Source organism: Paraburkholderia youngii, from assembly GCF_013366925.1.
GTDB lineage: Bacteria > Pseudomonadota > Gammaproteobacteria > Burkholderiales > Burkholderiaceae > Paraburkholderia > Paraburkholderia youngii.
Map to the genome: position 1 here is coordinate 467,671 of NZ_JAALDK010000003.1, position 19,274 is coordinate 486,944.

12 protein-coding genes and 6 pseudogenes are annotated in these 19,274 nt (G+C 55.6%); 13 read left to right on the top strand and 5 right to left on the bottom strand.

The window, feature by feature from the left end; translation table 11 throughout:
• Window positions 1-988: 988 nt before the first annotated feature.
• A pseudogene (locus tag G5S42_RS45940) lies at window positions 989-1,111 on the top strand (IS6 family transposase); the annotation flags it as partial.
• Window positions 1,112-1,190: 79 nt separating this feature from the next.
• Here the strand turns inward: G5S42_RS45940 and G5S42_RS40700 are convergent.
• Window positions 1,191-1,708 (bottom strand): annotated as a pseudogene (locus G5S42_RS40700) (IS6 family transposase); the annotation flags it as partial.
• Window positions 1,709-2,311: 603 nt separating this feature from the next.
• Here G5S42_RS40700 and G5S42_RS40705 point away from each other — a divergent pair.
• The 5 genes and pseudogenes from G5S42_RS40705 (at window position 2,312) to G5S42_RS40725 (ending at window position 6,482) form a co-directional block, all read left to right on the top strand.
• Window positions 2,312-3,327, top strand: a pseudogene (locus G5S42_RS40705) (IS110 family RNA-guided transposase).
• 298 nt (window positions 3,328-3,625) lie between these two features.
• A pseudogene (locus G5S42_RS40710) lies at window positions 3,626-4,643 on the top strand (IS110 family RNA-guided transposase).
• Window positions 4,644-4,989: 346 nt separating this feature from the next.
• Window positions 4,990-5,325 (top strand): FkbM family methyltransferase, encoded by a 336-nt coding sequence (locus G5S42_RS40715; RefSeq protein ID WP_026228899.1) that lies wholly within the window; start codon window positions 4,990-4,992, stop codon window positions 5,323-5,325.
• 188 nt (window positions 5,326-5,513) lie between these two features.
• Entirely contained in the window at window positions 5,514-5,687 is a 174-nt protein-coding gene (locus G5S42_RS40720) for a hypothetical protein (protein ID WP_176112298.1), read from the top strand.
• Between the two features lie 414 nt (window positions 5,688-6,101).
• On the top strand, window positions 6,102-6,482 hold the full coding sequence (locus tag G5S42_RS40725) for a hypothetical protein (RefSeq protein WP_176112299.1): 381 nt from the start codon (window positions 6,102-6,104) through the stop codon (window positions 6,480-6,482).
• A 434-nt stretch (window positions 6,483-6,916) separates the two neighbouring features.
• Here G5S42_RS40725 and treS read toward each other — a convergent pair whose 3' ends face one another.
• The 4 genes and pseudogenes from treS to G5S42_RS44845 all read right to left on the bottom strand — a co-directional run.
• Entirely contained in the window at window positions 6,917-8,980 is a 2,064-nt protein-coding gene (treS, locus tag G5S42_RS40730; protein ID WP_018436526.1) for a maltose alpha-D-glucosyltransferase, read from the bottom strand.
• A gap of 34 nt (window positions 8,981-9,014) precedes the next feature.
• Complete coding sequence (locus G5S42_RS40735) at window positions 9,015-10,541, bottom strand: aldehyde dehydrogenase family protein (RefSeq protein WP_176112300.1); 1,527 nt, start codon at window positions 10,539-10,541, stop codon at window positions 9,015-9,017.
• A 7-nt stretch (window positions 10,542-10,548) separates the two neighbouring features.
• Window positions 10,549-10,941, bottom strand: a complete 393-nt coding sequence (locus G5S42_RS40740; protein ID WP_176112301.1) for a hypothetical protein — start codon at window positions 10,939-10,941, stop codon at window positions 10,549-10,551.
• 525 nt (window positions 10,942-11,466) lie between these two features.
• Window positions 11,467-11,870: pseudogene (locus G5S42_RS44845) on the bottom strand (transposase); the annotation flags it as partial.
• Between the two features lie 231 nt (window positions 11,871-12,101).
• Here G5S42_RS44845 and G5S42_RS40745 point away from each other — a divergent pair.
• The 7 genes and pseudogenes from G5S42_RS40745 (at window position 12,102) to G5S42_RS44855 (ending at window position 19,244) form a co-directional block, all read left to right on the top strand.
• Window positions 12,102-13,121, top strand: a pseudogene (locus G5S42_RS40745) (IS110 family RNA-guided transposase).
• Between the two features lie 850 nt (window positions 13,122-13,971).
• The gene (locus tag G5S42_RS40750) at window positions 13,972-15,363 is read left to right on the top strand and encodes a glycosyltransferase family protein (protein WP_246392534.1); all 1,392 of its coding nucleotides are present in this window, start codon (window positions 13,972-13,974) and stop codon (window positions 15,361-15,363) included.
• Window positions 15,364-15,370: 7 nt separating this feature from the next.
• A complete protein-coding gene (locus G5S42_RS44850; protein WP_246392535.1) occupies window positions 15,371-15,691 on the top strand; it encodes a glycosyltransferase family 2 protein in 321 nt (106 codons plus the stop codon).
• 76 nt (window positions 15,692-15,767) lie between these two features.
• The gene (locus tag G5S42_RS40755) at window positions 15,768-16,865 is read left to right on the top strand and encodes an IS5 family transposase (RefSeq protein ID WP_176112271.1); all 1,098 of its coding nucleotides are present in this window, start codon (window positions 15,768-15,770) and stop codon (window positions 16,863-16,865) included.
• A gap of 354 nt (window positions 16,866-17,219) precedes the next feature.
• Window positions 17,220-17,990: a hypothetical protein gene (locus G5S42_RS40760; RefSeq protein ID WP_246392536.1), complete on the top strand. Its 771-nt coding sequence runs from the start codon at window positions 17,220-17,222 to the stop codon at window positions 17,988-17,990.
• The gene (locus G5S42_RS40765) at window positions 17,990-18,877 is read left to right on the top strand and encodes a radical SAM protein (protein WP_246392537.1); all 888 of its coding nucleotides are present in this window, start codon (window positions 17,990-17,992) and stop codon (window positions 18,875-18,877) included. The genes G5S42_RS40760 and G5S42_RS40765 overlap by 1 nt, the downstream gene beginning before the upstream one ends.
• Before the next feature lie 145 nt (window positions 18,878-19,022).
• Window positions 19,023-19,244 (top strand): hypothetical protein, encoded by a 222-nt coding sequence (locus G5S42_RS44855; RefSeq protein WP_246392538.1) that lies wholly within the window; start codon window positions 19,023-19,025, stop codon window positions 19,242-19,244.
• Window positions 19,245-19,274: the final 30 nt, after the last annotated feature.

Consider the following 19,274-nt stretch of genomic DNA (forward strand, 5'->3'; position numbering starts at 1 on the left):
ATAGAGCCCGATACTGCGCAAGGCCTGCGCGTCTAAACAACGAACTTAGCGCCCAACTTTTCGTGTGCCAAACCTCTCTCAGCGCTCAAGGCGCTTCGGTGTAATCCCCCAAGACGGGATGAAAACATCCACCCACCGCACGGAATGGAACTCAGGCGAGACCGCGTTTGAAGGAGCGCATTCTCGTAGACGCCAACAAAGTGCTTGTCAATGTCACACGGACCTTGATCGCCGTTTAAGAACCACTCACACGTCGACAGCTGCGAATGACGAACGGCCACCGGCGTATGACCCATGCTCCGCTCGACGGCAAGATAGATCTGAGTCGGTAGGTAAGCTAACTAATTTTCGGTCCGCAATAATTCGCGAAAAATAAAAAAATAAAATGTTGTACCTGAAAATGTTTTCGAATAGTCTCGGAAGAAAAATCGGGCCGCCGGAACCACAGCAAAAAAACAGATGGTGCTACCAATTGTCACTCTCTGCACGCGATTGCCAAGCGTTGATCTCAGGAAATTTCGCAGAAAATCTCAAAGAAATGCATCAGGAACTGCTGACAACGATCGATCTGGGTGGGTGGGCGGTGTAAACCGTCTTTCAGGTTGGATGATGGGGGTTAGCGCGCCCATTGTCATCAAGGGGATCACGGCTCCGATGGTAAAAGGGGTAATCCGAAAGCGATATTTGAGCGGACAACGCCAGTTGCGTTCAGGCGGTTCATGCAAATTTGCGTTCATGGAATGGATAGTGGGTGGCTGTACTGTGCATTGCGGGACGCACTATGCGGCATTTCCGTGTCGACTACAAAATCGATTGTTTGGATAACACTGATCCACGTAACGGATGCATGCGAGAAATATGCGCAATGATGGTTTTGCCAAATCGGCTTTCCGACACTAGCTTCAGCAATGTCACGTTGCTGACGGGGCCTGGGGGCATCCCGCGATGCAAACTTCCGGATCGCTTTTATCACGGCCATCGCTTTCCCGTGATCGTCATCAGTTGTGCCGTGCGCTAATGCTATCAGTTTCAGTTGAGGTTGCGCGACATCGACGAGCGGTTGTTCGAACGCGGCGTTGTCGTTAGTCACGAGACAATTCGACGCTGGGGCGAATCGAGTGCCAAGGCCTTGCGGGATTCTGTCGCGATAAGGAAGACAGCCGAGCATGTTCCAAGAAATATTGGATTGCTTATAGCATCAGCGAATAGAAGGAGTGGCTGCCGTTCGGTCATCGCCGTCGTTTTTCATTTTTCCCTTGTGAATCGTATGCATCACCTCGATACCAGAGAGAATTACGCGTGCACACCGAAAATCCTTGAAGCACATCATCGATTTGATGATACGTTCGATCGGTCGATGGTTCTGCTCCACGACGTTGTTCCGGTGTTTGTTCTTCCGGCTTCTGATCGGGGTTTCCCGTTCTGCGTTGATGGCTTCAAGTGCGGCCAGCTTCGCGCCGCTCTTATCTACGGTGAACGTCTCGGGGCTCGCCGTTCCGGTCAATGGCCTTCTGAAAGTAACGGCGCGCCGCAGCTTTGTCACGACGAGCGCGCAGAAGAAAATCAACCGTGTTGTTTTGCTTGTCGACGGCGCGATACAGATATTTCCATTGTCCTTTGACCTTGAGGGAGGTTCGTCCATCCTTCAACTCCTGCCCACCGGTTGCTTGTGCTGACGAAGCGCCTTCTCAAAGGGCGGCACCCAGCGTCACCAAAAGCGGCGATCCTCGTGCGCTGCTGCACATGTCTCTCGTCACTGCCCCTCGCAGAGAAAAGAGCCTTCGTCGAGTTTTTCTGCCGGCTGCAGGGCATCGTGTCTCAGGAGGACACATGCATGGCGCTTCGTGAGGCACGATGAGCGGATTTTTGGGCATTGCCAAATCGGTTGCGTGGATCCCTGCCGTTCTTCTAGCGTTGCTGCGCGAGCACCTCTTATAACGCTACTATCCGCTTACGCACGTTCCCGGAAAACAACCAGAGAGACCTCGTCGACTACTTGCACGCCCCAGAGGCGCGGCCGGGCACCGTTCCAGTTCGCGACTTCATGCTGCGATGGCGTTCTCGATCCTGTCGTTCAAGTATTTTAATGCGGCCGACCGTTTCAGACTGCTCTACGTGTCGCGCCTGCGCCAGCAGATTCCTTGTTGCAGTGCGACGATTTCTAGTGAACTATAGGAGATGGTATGGACGCCTCCCTCCCGAGTCGAGTTGGAGAGGCCGCAGAAACGGCGGAGCCCTTGCTATACCCGACGGCATCGGAGTGCCAAAGTGGAAGTGTCGCAACGACCACTGAGGGTAAGGAGGGCTCGAAATGAAGACTAGAACATTTGGACTGGACCTGGCAAAACGGGTTTTTCAGGTGCATTCGGTGGACATGGAGACGGGTGAAATCGAGCAGCGACAGCTGAAACGGGAATCACTGGCGAGGTTCTTCGCAAAGCAGGCGCCAGCCGTGATTGGCATGGAAGCATGCGGCCGCGCCCATTACTGGGCGCGCCGTTTCACGAACCTGGGCCATCAGGTGATGGCTGATTGCGCCGTCATTTGTCCAACCGTTTGTGAAGAGCAACAAGACGGACGCGGCCGATGCCCAGGCGATCTGGGAAGCCGTGCAACGGCCCGGGATGCGGTTTGTCGCCGTCAAGAGCGAAGCGCAACAGGCGGTACTGACTGCACCGCGTGCGTGAGCAACTGGTCAGGATGCGCCGGATGCAGATCAACCAGATGCATGGGCTGCTGTTCGAATTTGGTGCGGCGCTACAGGGCGGAGCCCACAGCATGGACGATGCCGCGCGCGTATTGAGCGAACTGGCCGAAGCATTGCCAGCCATGGTCATCGATACGCTGTGCGAGCAGTTGGGGCGCATCGAGGCGCTCTCGCACGACATTGCGGAGATCGAGCATCGGCTCGCCGCACGGCGACGCGAGGACGAGGCGGCCAGGCGGCTGATGGCGATCCCCGGTGTCGGGCCGCTGAGCGTCACAGCGGCGATCGCGACGATCGGCGATGCCCATACGTTCCGCTCGGGCCGTGAGTTTGCCGCGTTCCTGGGACTGGTGCCCCGGCAAAGCGGTACAGGCGGACGCATCCGGCTACTGGGCATCAGTAAAAGGGGCGATGTGTATTTGCGCACCCTGCTGATTCACGGCGCGCGTGCGGTGCTCGCGCACCACAAGCCGCTGGCTGAGCCGTTGCAACGCCTGCTGCCGCGACGACCATTCAATGTCGTGGTGGTCGCGCTGGCCAACAAGATGGCACGCACGATCTGGGCGTTGCTGGCCCATGGTCGAACGTATCAAACCGGTTACGCGGGGCACCCCGCGTAGAACATCAACTTACCAAGGAGACTGGTCGTCGATAGGTTGCGCAGGATGACGTGCGCGTGATGGCAAAGCGGTCGGACCGCGGGGAAGCAAACCTGAATCGTGTCTTGTCCTTCGAGGACTCGTTGGAGCTGAGGCCTTCCCCAGGCGAATTCCATCAGGGCCAGCGGACCGTGTCCGTCACAAGGCCGGATATAGTGGAATGGCCTCGTCCCACCTCCGGCGGATGTATGCAAACGATCGGCGCTAGAGGACATGGCAGTATGGGCAATCCCTGGTCCACGACTGAACGGAGGCCGTCATGAATGTCGCTTTGCTGAGCATCGATCTCGCCAAAAACACCTTCCAGCTGTACGGCGTCGACGAACGCGGCCATCCGGTGTTGAGCCGGCGAGTCAGCCGCAGCAAGCTCCTCGAGACGGTCGTCTGTCTGCCCTGCTGCCGCATCGTGATGGAAGCCTGTGGCGGAGCGCATTACTGGGCTCGTCGGTTCTCGGCGATGGGCCATCATGTGCAGATCATTGCGCCGCGATTCGTCAAACCGTTCGTCAAATCCCAGAAGAATGATCGCAACGATGCGGAGGCGATCGTCGAAGCGGCGTCCCGTCCGACGATGCGCTACGTCGCCGTCAACAGCGTTGAACAGCAGGACATCCAGTCCATGCATCGCATCCGCAGCCTGCTGATGCGGGACCGCATCGCACAGATCAATCAGATTCGAGGCCTGCTGGCTGAATACGGTGTGGTTATTGCCCAAACACGTCTGAATGTAAGGACGCACTCCCCGCGATAATCGATGACGAGCGCAATGAGCTGACAGGACTTATCCGAGCAATGATGCGCGACATGTACGACCGACTTGCACTGCTCGACAAGCAGATCGCCCGATATGACGGTCTTATCAAGCAAGTGCACAAGGCATCGCCCACAAGCCAGCGCCTGGAGAAGATCCGTGGGGTCGGACCGATGATCGCAACCGGCGTCATCGCGGCGGCCGCAAGCGCCTCGGAGTTCTCAAACGGTCGGCAATTTGCGGCGTGGCTTGGCTTGACGCCACGTCAGCACTCCTCAGGCGGCAAAGATCGTCTCTGTTCGGTATTACGAAGCGCGGTAACGGGTATCTGCGAATGCTGCTGGTGCACGGCGCCCGATCGGTCGTCCAGCAAGCCGTAAGGCATACGGACAACCTATCCCGATGGATACTCGAGGTTCAGGCGCGACGCGGAACAACCGTGGCCGTCGTAGCACTTGCGAATAAGATAGCCAGAACGATATGGGTGTTGCTCGCACGCGGTCAAGAGTATGCGCCGCTGGTATGAACGGACGCCCGGCCGCATCATGGGCGCAGCTTCACCTCTTCTTTGGTTGCACAAGTGATCTGATTCAATGGCAAAACAGGTTGGACCGTCGACGACAAAACCTGCGCAGACTTAGGGCTCTCGAAGCCGTGGATATATGAAGGAGTCGTCGGGCGAAATCCATTGGGGCCAGGCACAGCGGTGCCATCAACAGGCCGAATCTATATATGCAATCCAGCACCTGCTCGCTGTAGATCGGATCATTTGGCAAACGGTACGAGGCCATGTATAAGTCTGTAGCCCGATCAGTTACGCTGACCACGCAAACATCACCTGGCAAACCGGGAGGCGTCCATATAAGAACACGATGGATCGTATCAGCGGGCATACCTTTTTCAAGCGGTTTTTGCAGCGAGATAGTACTGTTATCGATCTAGGCGCGAACAGCGGTACGTTTTGCCGGCTGATGTCGCAGAAATGCGAATGCATCTGTTACGAGGTCGAGCGGAATCCCGACCGTTTTGCGCGGCTCGACGGCATGGCGCGCGTGAAGCCCTCCAATCTCGCGATTGCCGATCGTGCAGGGACGATGAGCTTCTTCGTGGCGGCGAATCGGGAGGCATCGTCGTTCGTTCGTACCAGCGAGAGCAATCACGAGATCCAGGTGGCCGCTGTGCGGCTCGACGTGTTCACGCAGCAGTAGGGAATCCCGCAAATCGACTTGGTGAAGGTCGACATCCAAGGCGCCGAGGTGCCGCTGCTTGATTGACTGCCGGACACGTTTCTCCCTAACATTGGCCAGATCGCGATCGAATTCCATGATTTTTGCGGCCTGTGGAAAAGAGGGATGTCGTCCGGCTTGAGCAGCGGCTTGAATCGCAGCGATGCCGGTTGATCAATTTTTCGAAGGAATCGCACGGGCACGAAGATCATCTGTTCCTCAACCGGAGGAGGTGTCCGCTCGGCTACGTCGAGTATGCGACCACGAAGTATGTGACGAAGTACCTGTTGGGCGTGGGCCGCATCATCGACCGCTGGAGGCGCGGTGGCAGTAAGCGCCAGTGATTTGCACAGCTCTGATGTGATGGACGACTTCCGCAGTTCGGGGCCCGGTATATTCCAAAATGGAGAATTGTCAAAGCGAGATCCGAATGTCGGGGTGCGGGCCATTTACCAGATGTCGGGGGTGAGGTTGGTTTTGTTAGGCTGGGGTAGGTGGTGAGGGCGGTTTTGGCTCGCTCATTTGTCTCTCTGAGGGAGGTTTTTAGCACCGAGCCTGTCCGCGCTCCGGTGTGTCCCCGTCAACACTGCGTTCACGTCATCCTGCGTGAATTCCCGTGCTTCCTGGTGCTCAGCAGCCGACTCCTTGGCGTGTACCGCAGTACCCTGAATGGTGCGTGACGGCGAGCTCGACGCCCGTCGGTCATCGCGTTGCGCCTGCAAGGCCTGAGCGACCTGCAGCGCGTGACCGAGCCGCTTATGCTCGACGACGACGCCCTGGTCGATTTGAGCGAACCGGTCAGAGGGAACATAGAGCAGCGACGTGCCGTGCGCCCGGATTTCAATGCGTCCGGCCGGAGCGCGCTGGCATCAACTAGCCACATTCGGCTCGGCACGGGGGGGCCGAGAGGGACGTTGTCCGTCGGACACCCCCCCACCTTCATGGCGGCCGTCGACGACATAGTCAAGGACGCCATCAAGGTGTTCAACAGCACCGGACACAAGACGGTGGAAGGGGCGCTTTTTTGTTATCCGCTGAAGTGGCTGGATGAGTTGCTCGCAGGTTTTTTAACGCATCAAAAGCAAGAGCTTGACGTGGGGGTCGTCGGGGATGACGCGATCTCGCGCGCCGCCGACTAGGCAAGAAAGGTGATCCGGCTGCATGAGCGACCGTGTTATGCTCATTCGGAATGCTTGGCGCATGAAACGCAGCGCGACTGGGAATTTGCTCAGGCTGCCGCGCGAGAAGCAGCGACTCAGCTGCGGCCCGCTTCGCGGGCTGGTCCGGCTGGGCAGTTGGAGTGAGCAGCCACAGGCGTTCGTGAAGTAGATCCGGCCACGGCTGGGTAGAAATTATTGGGCGCTCCATTAGTGCGGTGGCACGTTAACTCCCTTCCAGCGGTCCTGTCCACGCGATAAGATACCCATTCCTGAATGAAACTGCTCAAGCCCCTTACCTATTTGCATCAGAGCCGTCGAGAGAAACTTCAGGAACGCCACGGACATTTAATTTCTGAAGCGCAGTGTCTGATTCAACTGCCTGGATATCGTCGGGTGTGCCCCCTTAATGCACGTCAACTAGAAAGAGAACTCCCAATTCTCAGTGATACACCTCGGTGACCCTCAAGCACTATTCGCAGCTTACCTAGTTCGTCGAGGTGACCGATAACCGAATCGGCGAGCATGTCGATGACGGGTCCTGGCGCGGTGCAGCGTAGAGTAATAGTCTCATCGACGGTGCTTGCACCAAAGTTCAGAGCTGTAATCTGAGTCTCTTTCCCTGCGGAAAGTTCGTGAATCATTACTAGGAGGCCTGGCGCGACAACGTCGGGAATCCCTATTTGCCTACTTAAGGCAAGGCCATACGAGTCTCGCACAGCGAGGAGACGCTTGAGTTGTGAGGCGAAAGAGGTGGGGTCGGCGAGCTGCTCCGGCAACGTACCGTACAAGGCCACTGCGCGCGGTATGCCTTCTTCGGATGCATATGCATGCCCGTTTTCGCCTGTGAGATCATAAGCACCGCGTTGTACCCAGCGCGTGTCTCCGTCAGTCGTTCTCTCCTCGACGGCCTCAACGGGTAAGGGTAGTGCACCCACAAGGTCCCATCCCGATATCGCAAAAATGCCGGGCTGAAAAGCATTGAACATCGCAAGAAGAAGATGAATTTGTCGGATATTGTCCCTGTCCCTAGGCGTTATGGCGTCCAAGTCCCGAATATTGAGTGCCGCAGTGATGACGCTGACTGTCGTGCAAGACACACCGTTTGTCACAAAAGGAACATTGTAGCGCGCATGCTCGCCGCACAAGCGCTCGTACATCTTCTCCCGGATATGCTCTCGAAGGGAGTTGCCGTTCCATGTCTGCCCTTGGAAGGTAAAGGTTGCGTTAGCGTGTAGCGACCAGAAATGTACGAGCTCCAGCGTCAGTTCATCGTGGTTCTGAAGCGCGTGAATGAGAGACGCCGGGTCGATGCCGTACTGATGGGCCTTGCGTAGCATCAGCCGCAAGAACTCTGTGTCTCCCGTCAGAAGTGCATGCTGATACGCTGGACGTGTGACAAAGTCGTAAGACAGGTCCGCGCCATTTTTGGACATCGCCGCCATGTCGTCGAGCGTGAGATTGAGTTCCTGAAAGCTGAACCCACCGGCCTTACGAATCGCCCCGGCAAGAAGCTGGTTGGCCGCGACCGCGAGTGGATGGCTCTGCGACCACGCATTGCCGTGTGGTCTTCGCTCGATGCCGAGAAAGCCGTTGGCATCCAGGCGAAGTCCGCGTGCGCCGAGGACATCTAGGGAGTGCAGAGCATCACCGATACTGATTTGTTGGGCTGCAAATGTTGGGTCGAGCCAGTTCAGTGACGGTTGACCTTCCTTAAAGTAGTGAAGGTATACCCACCGGCGCATTATGCCGTCTACGCCGAGTACAGGAGCGGTTGCACTCCAGTCTGTTTCCTTGACGCCCGGCGCAAAAAACATTACCCGCTGAAGTTGGCCAACGATGTAGCGCCTACCTTTTAGGGTGTCGACGACGTCAGCCGGCAGATTGATGGAATCTTTGCCTTCAGGTACGTCTGGTAAAAGGTTCCAGTCGCTAGGCATGATCTCGATCATGTGGTAGAGGCCCGGATAGTCCCCGTAATTCATCTCAGCGAGCCGGAAGTCGGGGCCTTTGCCAGTATGCAAAGGAATGATATCGTCAATGACAACAGCGTTGTGCGCTGCCGCCATGCGACTCATTGCTATGAAGTCTTCTTTACTGCCGAATCTGGAATCGATCTCTAGGCCGATGCGATCAAAGTTGCCGTCCACCGAATGGGTAAAGCGCTTGCCATTGAGACCACCGGCGACTTTGGTTGGACCCGGGTGCATGGCCCTAATGCCCAACGAGGACAGCGAACGCCACAGTGTCTCGCTTCCCAATGCCTGGAGTACCGATTGTCCCGGCGCGGCTATAACCGCGCCCGGGTACGCGGTGAACCAGACAGACGACTTTGCGCAGACCTCACGCGGGCGTGCCTCGGCATAGGGGTGAAGCCAAAGCTTGGCTTGGCCCGCATAACTGCGGGCCCGTGCCCGAACCTGGTGGAGCATTGATTGACTCACGAGCCACTGGATATGCTCTGAAGCCGGAAAATTCATGTCGGAGCTCCTGGAGATATTTCTTGAGGCGATATCAGGGCTTGGGCGCGTTCAACCAGCGCCTCGGATACTCCGAGGCCAATGAGTCTTCACTTGAGTACGCGTGCACGTCACCGCCCGTGCCGGGTCCCGCCTGATCGTCATAGCCGACGATAGCCTTTACTTCGAGAAACGCCTCCAGACCCCACTCGCCATATTCACGGCCGTTGCCGGATTGCTTATATCCGCCGAACGGCGATCCCGCGTCCCACGCTGGATAGTTCAAATACACGCTGCCCGCGCGCAGCCGAAGCGCCACCCGCTGGGCGCGCGCCCGATCTGCGGATTGAACGTATGCAGCAAGTCCGAACGGTGTATCGTTGGCAATCGCGATCGCGTCTTCCTCGTCGCGGTACGGCATGATGGCGAGCACTGGGCCAAAAATCTCTTCTCGTGCGATCGTCATCGACTGGTCGACGTTTGCGAAGACCGTGGGCCGCGCGTAGTAACCGCGCAACAGGCCGTCGGGACGTCCCGGCCCGCCGGCTGCGAGCAGTGCGCCTTCCTCGATGCCCTTTTTAATTAGCCGTTGCACGCGAGTGTATTGCACGTCGCTCACCAGAGGGCCCATCGTGGTGCGGTCGTCGTTCGCGGGACCCACACAGTGAGAGGCCGCCGCATGCTGTGCAATGCGCACGGCCTCGTCGTGCAGCGCTGCGGGCACCAGCATACGTGTCGGCGCGTTGCACGACTGGCCGCTGTTGCCAAAGCACTCGTAGACACCCGAAGTGACGGCAGATTCCAGGTCCACATCGTCGAGAAGAATGTTTGCGGACTTACCGCCGAGTTCCTGGTGCACACGCTTGACGGTCGGCGCCGCGAGCTTCGCGATTTCCACGCCCGCTCGTGTCGATCCGGTGAACGACACCATGTCGACATCTGGATGACTGCAGAGCGCCGCGCCCACCGTCGGGCCGTCGCCGTTCACAAGATTGAACACACCCGGCGGCACGCCTGCTGCATCGAGAATCTCGGCGAACAGCACGGCGTTCAGCGGCGAGATCTCGCTTGGCTTGAGCACCATCGTGCAGCCGGCGGCAATCGCGGGGGCGACCTTGCAGACAATCTGGTTGATCGGCCAGTTCCACGGCGTGATGAGCGCGGCCACGCCGACGGGCTCGTAATTGACAAGGGTCGTGCCCTTCTTGCGCTGCCAGGCGAAGCGTTCGCAGGTACGTAAGAGTTCTTCGAGGTGACGTCTGCCGAGCGCGGCCTGCCATGTATGCGAAAGCGTTTTCGGCGCGCCGATCTCGCGCGAAATCACATCGGCCATCTCGTCGTAACGCGCCGCATAAGCGTCGAGTATGCGGCGAATCAGTGCGACGCGCTCAGTCAGCGGCGTCAGCGAAAACGACGCGAATGCGCGCTTTGCAGCGGTCACAGCGCGCTCCACGTCGTCGGCATTGCCGAGCGCGATCTGCGCGAACGCCTCTTCTGTGCACGGATCGACAACGGCGAGGCGCGCGTCGCCCGACGGCGCGACCCAGACGCCGTCGATGTAAAACTTTTGTGCATTCGACATCCGCTTCCTACTCAGAGGGTGTTCCAAGAAGAACTGCCTGGATTGTTAATCCCGAGCCAAACCCGTTAGCTTCGACGGCAACCTCTCCAGCGCAAGCTGGATAGCTGGGCGTACTGACGCATGGTTCCCCGCCGGTCGTCGTCTGCGCATAAGCTTTAAAAGACACGTCGACATTTACAAGCAGCAGCTGACGACTGGATGCCACCGAGTTTGCAGGTGAAAATCTCCAATGTTCCGAACAGTCTCTTGAAACGTCCTCCATCGCATGCAAGATATTCGGAAGGAGGCGTGTAACAATCAAACCAAACAGCGGCCCCGCGTTGCCTAGTGCAATATAGCGAAAACATTTCTTTGTGCCTTTGATCGCCATCAATGCATGAATGTCTTCTACTGAATACATCGTCGGCGCTTGTCCTCCCGGTGCGGCTCCGGTGCAAATAGGCGGTCTATACGAGATTGTTGTTAGATAGAGGGTAACTCATGACGCAGACAGGACGCCCTTTCAAGCTGCGGGCGCAGTGACCTCTTTGCGGCCGAGCTTCGCGAGATTGAACGGCCTTGGCGGATATGGCTTCCAGAGCCTTCATGTGCTGCCGCATCGTCTCCAGATCGTGACGCAACTAGATACTGAGGATGCCTTGGGGCGAGACGAACAGGGTATGCCATTTGAGGACTTCGTTGGCAATACGAATCTGACCGTAGGCGGGTAATTCGAGGGCCAATTCGACAACGGCAGCATCGACATGGGGATCTACGCGGTTCGTGAGCAGGGGCCGATGGCGAGAATCTGCTGCAGCGGCGCTTCACTGCCCCGATCGTAAGTTCCTTAAATCGGTAGAAGCCGCGCGAGTAAAGGTTTGGCGAGTCTAGGTTCCACCTGGCTCGTCATCTCACTCGATTGCTGTGCAACTTTTCTACGTGCCGGCAAAAACGACTTCAGTCGCTGAGGGCTTGCCGCAAAATCCTCCTTGACTGCAGTCCACACCCGCGCCAGATCCGGGAAGGCTTCGTCTTCAACACCGGGCAAATACACGGCAGTCAGGTCGCCTGCGCGAGCCGGGTTTTCTGGGAATCAGCGATGGCGCAAAGACCATCCTCTCAAAGCCGCGCTGCGTCAGTTGCCGATGTAGTCAATAGCAGCCTGGATCCGCCTCTTGCACACACGCGTGAAGCCTTCGACTGCAGCCGCTTGCACAGCCGATCAATCTCCGTTTGAATTGTGCCGATCTTGCCACGCGATATGACCTCGCATGCGTCGATCGCGTAGGCCACCCTGATCGACTCCTTATGCACGTCCAACCCAACGTACACCGTGCTTTCGTTCTTCATGCTGGCTTCCGTGGTGGAAATCGCCGGGTGTGGTCCTGTCCACACCGTGCGGCTCTGGCAGCGATGCTAACCCGGTTTTGATTCGCGGCGCTAGGCCAGGCGCCTGCCTCACGGAAATGGAATGGACGCCTCCCGCACGCGAGCGGTGACCCCGCTCGTACACGAGGAGCTTCAACGTGTTCGAAACCGAGGATTATTAAGGTCTTCAGAACGAACCGGAGGTGAACAGCCATGAACCCCATCCCCGTAGGTGTCGACATTGCCAAAAGCGTCATTCAGGTCCACTGGGTAGACCCGAAGAGTGGTGAAGTCATCAACAAAGCAATCAGGCGGGACCGGTTTCTCGAATACTTCGCAAACCGCCCCACTTGCCTGATCGGAATGGGAGCATGTGGCGGTGCGCACCATTGGGCGCGGCAACTGATGAAGTTGGGGCATCAGGTGAAGTTGATGCCCCCGAAGTTCGTCAAGGCCTTCAACATCGGCAACAAGAGTGATCCGGCCGATGCGCGCGCCATCTGGATGGCCACGCAGATTCCCAGCAAGGCGGTGGCCATCAAATCGGAGGCACAACAGGCAGTCCTCGCACTCCACCGCATGCGGCAGCAGTTGGTCAAGTTCCGCACGATGCAGATTAACAGCCTGCGTGGTCTGCTTGCCGAGTACGGTGAAGTCATGGGCCGCAGTCGGGAAGTGCTTGACAAGGCGATACCCGGCGTTCTTGCGAAACTATCGGCACGTCTGCCTGCCATGCTGATCGATACATTGCGTGCGCAGTGGAACAGCCTGACGGTGCTCGACAGGCAGATTGCTGAGATCGAGCAACGCCTGCGCATCTGGATAAGAGAGGATCAGGCCTGCAAGACGATCGCCGCCGTGCCTGGCGTTGGCTTGTTGACCGCTACCGCGGCGGTCGCCACGATGGGCGATGCGACAGCCTTTCGCTCCGGCCGAGAATTTGCAGCCTGAATCGGCGTGGTACCGAAACAGACCGGTTCCGGCGGAAAGGTGCAGTTGCTCGGGATCAGCCGGCGAGGTGATACCTATTTACGCACGCTACTCATCCACGGCGCGCGCAGTGTTCTGCGACATCCAGAAAAGGCTGGCGCATGGATAGAGCAGCTCGCTAAACGCCGCCCGTTCAACGTGGTAATCGTGGCTCTCGCCAACAAACTGGCCAGGACCATCTGGGCGCTTCTCGCCCACAACAGGCAATATCAGAGGGAACACGTCAGTTCCAAACCCGCGTAAGGGAGCACAAATCAGAGGAAACGATTCACAAGGCCGGTAGGTCAAAAGGTTGCGCTGGCAATCGCATGTGATGACGAGATAGGTTGGACCGGGACCCACCAAACCTGAGTATGACGGAGAGCCTCGAGCTCGACACGGAAATGAGGTGTGGGTCAGCGGATTTCATCGGGGCCTGCAGCATCGAAGCTGCATCAAGGGCCGGATATAAAGGCGCAGCCGCCTCATCCGTCACAGCGGCGAAAGCCTTCGCAAAATGGGAGGCGTCCATATAAAGTCATACTGCGTTATCCCGCTGTCCGATTTTGCGCGGCCATCTCTGCCAGACCATCCAGACAGAGCGACTCGGACGGCCGCTAGAATCATGACGTTTGTCTGCGCAAATTGATCACAAAGCGAACGATTTGTCGGAAAACTAACGTCCAGACAGCCGGCGTGATATCCGCACGTAGAGGGGTCCCGTCTACGGCTTTCACATGCAGTCCTCGAGATGGTGCGTAGAAACCTTTCCGCGGCTCATGCTGGCACGCCGCATGCCTCTTCTGGAATTGGATCTGGACAGATTCGTCGCTGCTTTGCAGCCACTCATCAAACCTTTGTTCTGCTCCGATGTGCTCAACGCCATCGGCAATGCGGTTGCAGGAAGGCTTTCCTGCCTTTGTTTACGCAGGTCAAAAAAAGGGGGGGTGCCAACGCTGTTTTCCAACCCAAATATCATTGTTCGAAGGCCCACTACGCCATGAAGCACTGTCGGAAATCGCGCTCGCAGCCACGGCGACGCTGTGTCGAAAGTGGGTGGTTTTCTGGTCGCGATCATGATTCGTATTCGCAAATTGTTTTAGGGTGATTCGGAATGTATCGTAAAGATATGCATCCGGCGGCGGCGGCCATATTTATATCATTTGATGCCGTCGCCGTGTCAGGCATCACAGTTGAAGCGTCAAAAATGGCGAAAATTCTTGCGCGCAATCAGATTAAATCCTATCTTGACCTCGGCTACGATATAAAGATCGATAAAGGAAAATTCGGCAAACCCTACGATAAGGAACATGAGATTTACAGCGATATATTCGACTTGGTTCGTATTGACGATATCGACTCTATTCCCCACTACAATGTCGATTTCCTGGCGCATTCGCACAATGTTCTGATGGGTCGAGTTCCGCCGGTCTCTTCCAAAGGGCAGGAAGAACTCTTGCTCGCAATCAGCGAATCTTCTCTGCGACTAGCACATCGAATCGTTCAGCTATGGGATAAGCTAAGTATCAGTTATGTGATTGTTGAGAATGGTACGCTGCCGGAAAATATTATATATACCAAAGCGCTTTACACGGCGATCAAAATTTACGGCGAATGTCATTGCCTAGGGAATTTCGTCGTCTGGCGCGACCACGATCTAATGTGGAGCAGTGAAAAAAACGTGATGAAATATGGCCCAGCGCCTTATCCTCATGCCATCAAGCCCGTTAGATCCAAGCATATAACATACGTTACACTCAATAATCACCTGAAAAAAAAGCTGGAAGAGTGGTGCGATTACGGTGTGGAAGTAATGGTTAAAAAAAATACCTACGATTTCACTGAGCATGGTGGATTTAATAGTATCAGGCCAAAATTCTTTATCCGTGATAGCGACATCGTGATCGCCCGCACCACTCGCATTATTCCGCAAAAGCGTTTGGATCGGGATATTTATTTGCTTAATCGGCTAAATCAACTTTTCAGTCAAAATGATATCGATCGAAAAGTTTTTTTGTTTGTGGCGGGCGATCCTGATGAAAATCATCTTTACTCTCAAGAGCTGAATACACTGGCCAAAAAGTTAAACGTTGAGTCATTTATAAAGTTTGTCGGTCCACTTTCGCACAAAACCATACTTTCAGTGGGCGATTCGACTACAATTGAGGATTTATATTACTCCTGCGATCTTGTTTCTTTTCTTACTTCGTGGGATTACGACAGCTATGGGAATCCAGTTGGCGAGGCGATCAGCAACAAACGGTGCTACATTACTACCAGCTACGAATATTATTGGGAGGTTTATGGTCAGTACGGCTTTGAAGCGCCTGTTCTGAAGATATCGGAAGAGAATGATTGCTTGCCTGATGAAGCATTTATTAAAGACTTGTATCTGCTCATCAATAATAGGCAATTGATGAATGACATTGCTCGGAGGAATTTTCTTATTGGCAGGCGGCTGCTTTCTGATAATTTAGCCAATATTCCTGGACTTGACTTGCCATGAAGAAAGAATGCGCGATACAGTTGTTGTATCAGTTGTGGTGCCAGTTTACAACGAAACCGATCGTATCCGAGAGGTGTTGCTCTCCCTATTGAACCAAAAAACGCATGACGGCCTGATTACTCATGATGGCTACGAGCTGATTTTTGTGGATAATAATTCCACGGACGACTCCGTTGACAAAATTAACACTTTCAAATTTCAAAACCCATCCCTGGATATTTTTCTTACTCACGAGTCCGTTAAAGGCGTCTCGTCTGCAAGAAAACGCGGTATGGATTACGCGTCGATGCGTTCAAAAGCCCGTGACAGCCGCCTAGCAGGTTGCTGAAGTACCGCTGAAACACGTCATCGCGCAGAGTTCGTGAAGCGTTGATAGATGAACCACCACTTGCCCACTGGAGATCATGCGCGGCGCCGACACGTTCACCGAGAGTTTGTTTTCCGTACGCAAGCTCGACGACTTCGTGCCCAAGTCGCATCCGTTGCGTTCGATCCGCGTGATGGCGAACGAAGCGCTGGCGAAGATGGATCGACTGTTCGCGGGGATGTACGAAGCTGACATAAAGGGTGGACGGCCGAGCATCGCGCCAGAGAAGTTGCTGCGAGCCATGCTGATCCAGATCCTTTACAGCATCCGCTCGGAGCGCCAACTCATGGAGCAGGTGCAGTACAACCTGCTGTTTCGCTGGTTCATCGGCCTGGCCATGGATGACGAGGTGTGGGTGCCCACGGTCTTCACGAAGAACCGGGAGCGTCTGATCAAGCACGATGCCGTGATCGAATTCTTCAACGCCGTAGTGGCCATCGCCGAGAAGAAGTGCCTGCTCTCGGGGGAGCATTTCAGCGTGGACGGCACGTTGATCCAGGCGTGGGCCGGACACAAGAGCTTCGTACGCAAGAACGGTGACGATCAGGACAACGATGGTAGCGGCGCGGGCGACTTCAAGGGCGAGAAACGCAGCAACGAGACACATCAGTCGAGGACCGATCCAGATGCGCAGCTCTATCGCAAAGGCAAAACGGCCAGCGAATTGCGGTACAGGGGCCATACGCTGACCGATAACCGGCACGGCCTGGTGGTCAATGCGCGCGTGACACGCGCCGACGGGCATGCAGAGCGTGAAGCCGCCAAGATCATGATCCACGACGCGCGGCAAGCGGCAGAGGATCCGAACGTAGAAATTACGTTGGGTGCAGACAAGGGTTACAACGCTCAGGAATTCATCGAGGCGTGCCAACAGATGAAGGTCACACCGCACGTTGCGCAAAACGCCTCGGGGCGACGTTCGGCAGTGCCCGATACGATTGCCTCGAGCGCGGGCTACGCCATTTCGCAGCAAAAGCGGAAGTTGATCGAACAAGGTTTCGGCTGGGCCAAGACCGTAGGGCGCATGCGCCAGGTGATGGTGCGCGGCTTGAAGAAGGTGGACCAGATGTTCGTGTTGAACATGACGGCCTATAACCTCGTGCGCATGCGATCCCTGGCACAAATCCGCCCATAGTGGCTAGAAAAGGCGGCAATGAGGCCAGAAGCCGGCCTCACAGTGCTTTAAAAAGGTTGATGCGCGTTGAAATTGCACAATGCGAAAGATTTAGCGACGGTGGGCGCTCAAATCGTGGAAGGCCGATTCCGGGCGGGGGTATTTCCGCATCCTGCTAGGGACTCGGAAAAAACACTACATTGTTTCCGCCGATGCTGACTGCACCGTAGACCCTTACTGGCTGCATGCGCTGATTGAAAAGATGGTAGAGGAAAACGGGATATTGGCACCTGCAACTACTACTACAACGAAGAAGCATTCCGCAATCGTCCCAACCTTTTCCGGGAAATCCAAAAAACCCTGCGCTGCCGGGAGGTGTCGTTTTCGCTCTTCGGCGGTTTTCCCGACGGGAAGGGTTTTGCCGTTGAGCGGACTCTGTACGACAAAGTGGGAGGTATCGAAATTTTCTATCAGCTGAGCAACGGCCGCTTTGTAGAACACCTCTCCGACGACTGGGACTTTGGAATCCGGGTAATCGCCGAGGGCGGCAAGCCGGTTTACGCACGGGATTCCCGTGTGGAAATTAACAGTCGTCGCGTCGATACGATGCTAGACGAAGTAATCAGCGGTACTGCCTATGGGCAGGATGGCATCATCATCATGAAAGATGTACGTCCCGGAGAGGAAAAGCAATGGTCAACGCTGTACGACACTACTCCCGCACAGTCGCAGCAGGTCTGGTGCTACTCCATTAAAGACTACGTTCCCAAAAACATTGTGTTACCGGCGCTGCTCAATCCACAGATTTTGCTGGATGACATCACCGTGCGTCATTTTTTTACGGGGCCAGTGGCTGACCGTCTGTATCAGCGTATCCATGAAATTATGCGCGATTCAGGAATCGTCGACTTCAAACCGATCCACGCCTACAAAACCCCAGCCTATCGGCTCTATCTCGAGTTCCGTGATGAAATTTTCAGTGCCATGCGCCGCGCCGTTGGTGACGATATCGGTTTCCCGCCGCCGTTGCCGGAGTGTTTTGATGTGGTCAAACCCGAAAATTTCGAGCGCTTTGTCTACTATTTTTGTGAAGACCGTGAGTCCGGCGAAGCGCACAACTACTTCGCTAACGGCGGGGTATTCTGATGACTAACGAAATTCTGAACTCACTAAATGCTATCGATACGAATTATCCTGTGCCGCAAGTACACGATTTTCTCTCCCGTCCAGAAAACACCACATTTCTGGAGTATGTTTTTAAAGATCCGTTCGGCTGCCACGTTTTCCCTGGTGATATCTGTAGTTATCCACTCGGCGCTTTTTTTGATGACATGGACCGCGATATCAAACAGGCAAAACAGATTCATCTTTGGGCATATATCCCAACTTGTCGCTACCGCTGCCATTTCTGTCAGTACCCGACGATCACTCTAAGTCCACAGGCCATTTCGTCACAGGCAGTGTTCCGGGATTTGGTGGCTTACAACATCAAAGAGGCCACTATGTGGCTTCAGAACGTTCCGTGTCTCGCACATGCAGAAGTCGGCGAATTCAACATCTTCGGCGGCACGCCATCGCTGCTTCCTGAACCCGAGTTGCGGTGCCTGATGGATTTTTATCAAGGCCATTTTAACTTTTCTGTTGCTACCATGCGCTTTGAAGGCGAGCCGGGTACCCTGACCAAGCAATACCTCCAACTGTTAAAAGAATTGGGCTTTACCAAAATCAGTTTTGGTGCGCAAGCCTTCGACGACCGTATTATCTCGGCGTGCGGGCGCATGCATTCCGCCAAACAGTGCTTGGATGCAATTTTTAACGCGCGCGAAATCGGCTTCGACTGGATCAGCGTCGACCTTATCTACGGTATGCTCGGCCAGAGCGTTGACGATGTGAAATACGACATCGAGAAAATTCTCGAGCTGGATCTTTCCCACGTGGTATGCACCAAGCTACACATGGAAACGCTTCTGAAAAAGCGTACCGGTGTTTCCGGGGAGCGAGAAAGTCTGTGGCAAAAAAAGGGGGCTTATTAACATTCGTAAGATGAACTTCCCCGGGCTGGGTAAGCAATATCAGATGCGCGAGCTAATCGAGAAGCACCTCTCGTCCGGATATCTCGAACATCCGACTACATACTTTCACCGGAACCATCAGCATCCGGAGAAGTGGAAAGGGCTAGTGACCGACCTCGATAAGCAGTACCCCGAAGTGGCGATCGGTCTTGGGGGCAGCTCGAAATGTGCCCGGGCCGAGGCCATCAACATCACCAGCTACAGAAAATACAAGGAAGCTCTGGATGAAAACTATCAGCCCATTGAGGAAAGCCGGGGAGTCTCACCATATCAGCGCGAGGTGAACGCTTTTAAAAATGGCCCTCTCCACACTGGTTCCGGTAGTTGACAATGTGTTCAGACAGCGTTTTGAAGGCAA

Excerpts from the sequence above, each read along its gene's own strand:
- G5S42_RS40755 (WP_176112271.1), top strand. The coding sequence starts at position 15,768 with ATGCGCGGCGCCGACACGTTCACCGAGAGTTTGTTTTCCGTACGCAAG.
- G5S42_RS40740 (WP_176112301.1), bottom strand. The coding sequence starts at position 10,941 with ATGTATTCAGTAGAAGACATTCATGCATTGATGGCGATCAAAGGCACA.
- treS (WP_018436526.1), bottom strand. The coding sequence starts at position 8,980 with ATGAATTTTCCGGCTTCAGAGCATATCCAGTGGCTCGTGAGTCAATCA.
- G5S42_RS40765 (WP_246392537.1), top strand. The coding sequence starts at position 17,990 with ATGACTAACGAAATTCTGAACTCACTAAATGCTATCGATACGAATTAT.
- G5S42_RS40735 (WP_176112300.1), bottom strand. The coding sequence starts at position 10,541 with ATGTCGAATGCACAAAAGTTTTACATCGACGGCGTCTGGGTCGCGCCG.
- G5S42_RS44850 (WP_246392535.1), top strand. The coding sequence starts at position 15,371 with ATGCGCGATACAGTTGTTGTATCAGTTGTGGTGCCAGTTTACAACGAA.
- G5S42_RS40715 (WP_026228899.1), top strand. The coding sequence starts at position 4,990 with ATGGATCGTATCAGCGGGCATACCTTTTTCAAGCGGTTTTTGCAGCGA.
- G5S42_RS40750 (WP_246392534.1), top strand. The coding sequence starts at position 13,972 with ATGTATCGTAAAGATATGCATCCGGCGGCGGCGGCCATATTTATATCA.
- G5S42_RS40725 (WP_176112299.1), top strand. The coding sequence starts at position 6,102 with ATGCTCGACGACGACGCCCTGGTCGATTTGAGCGAACCGGTCAGAGGG.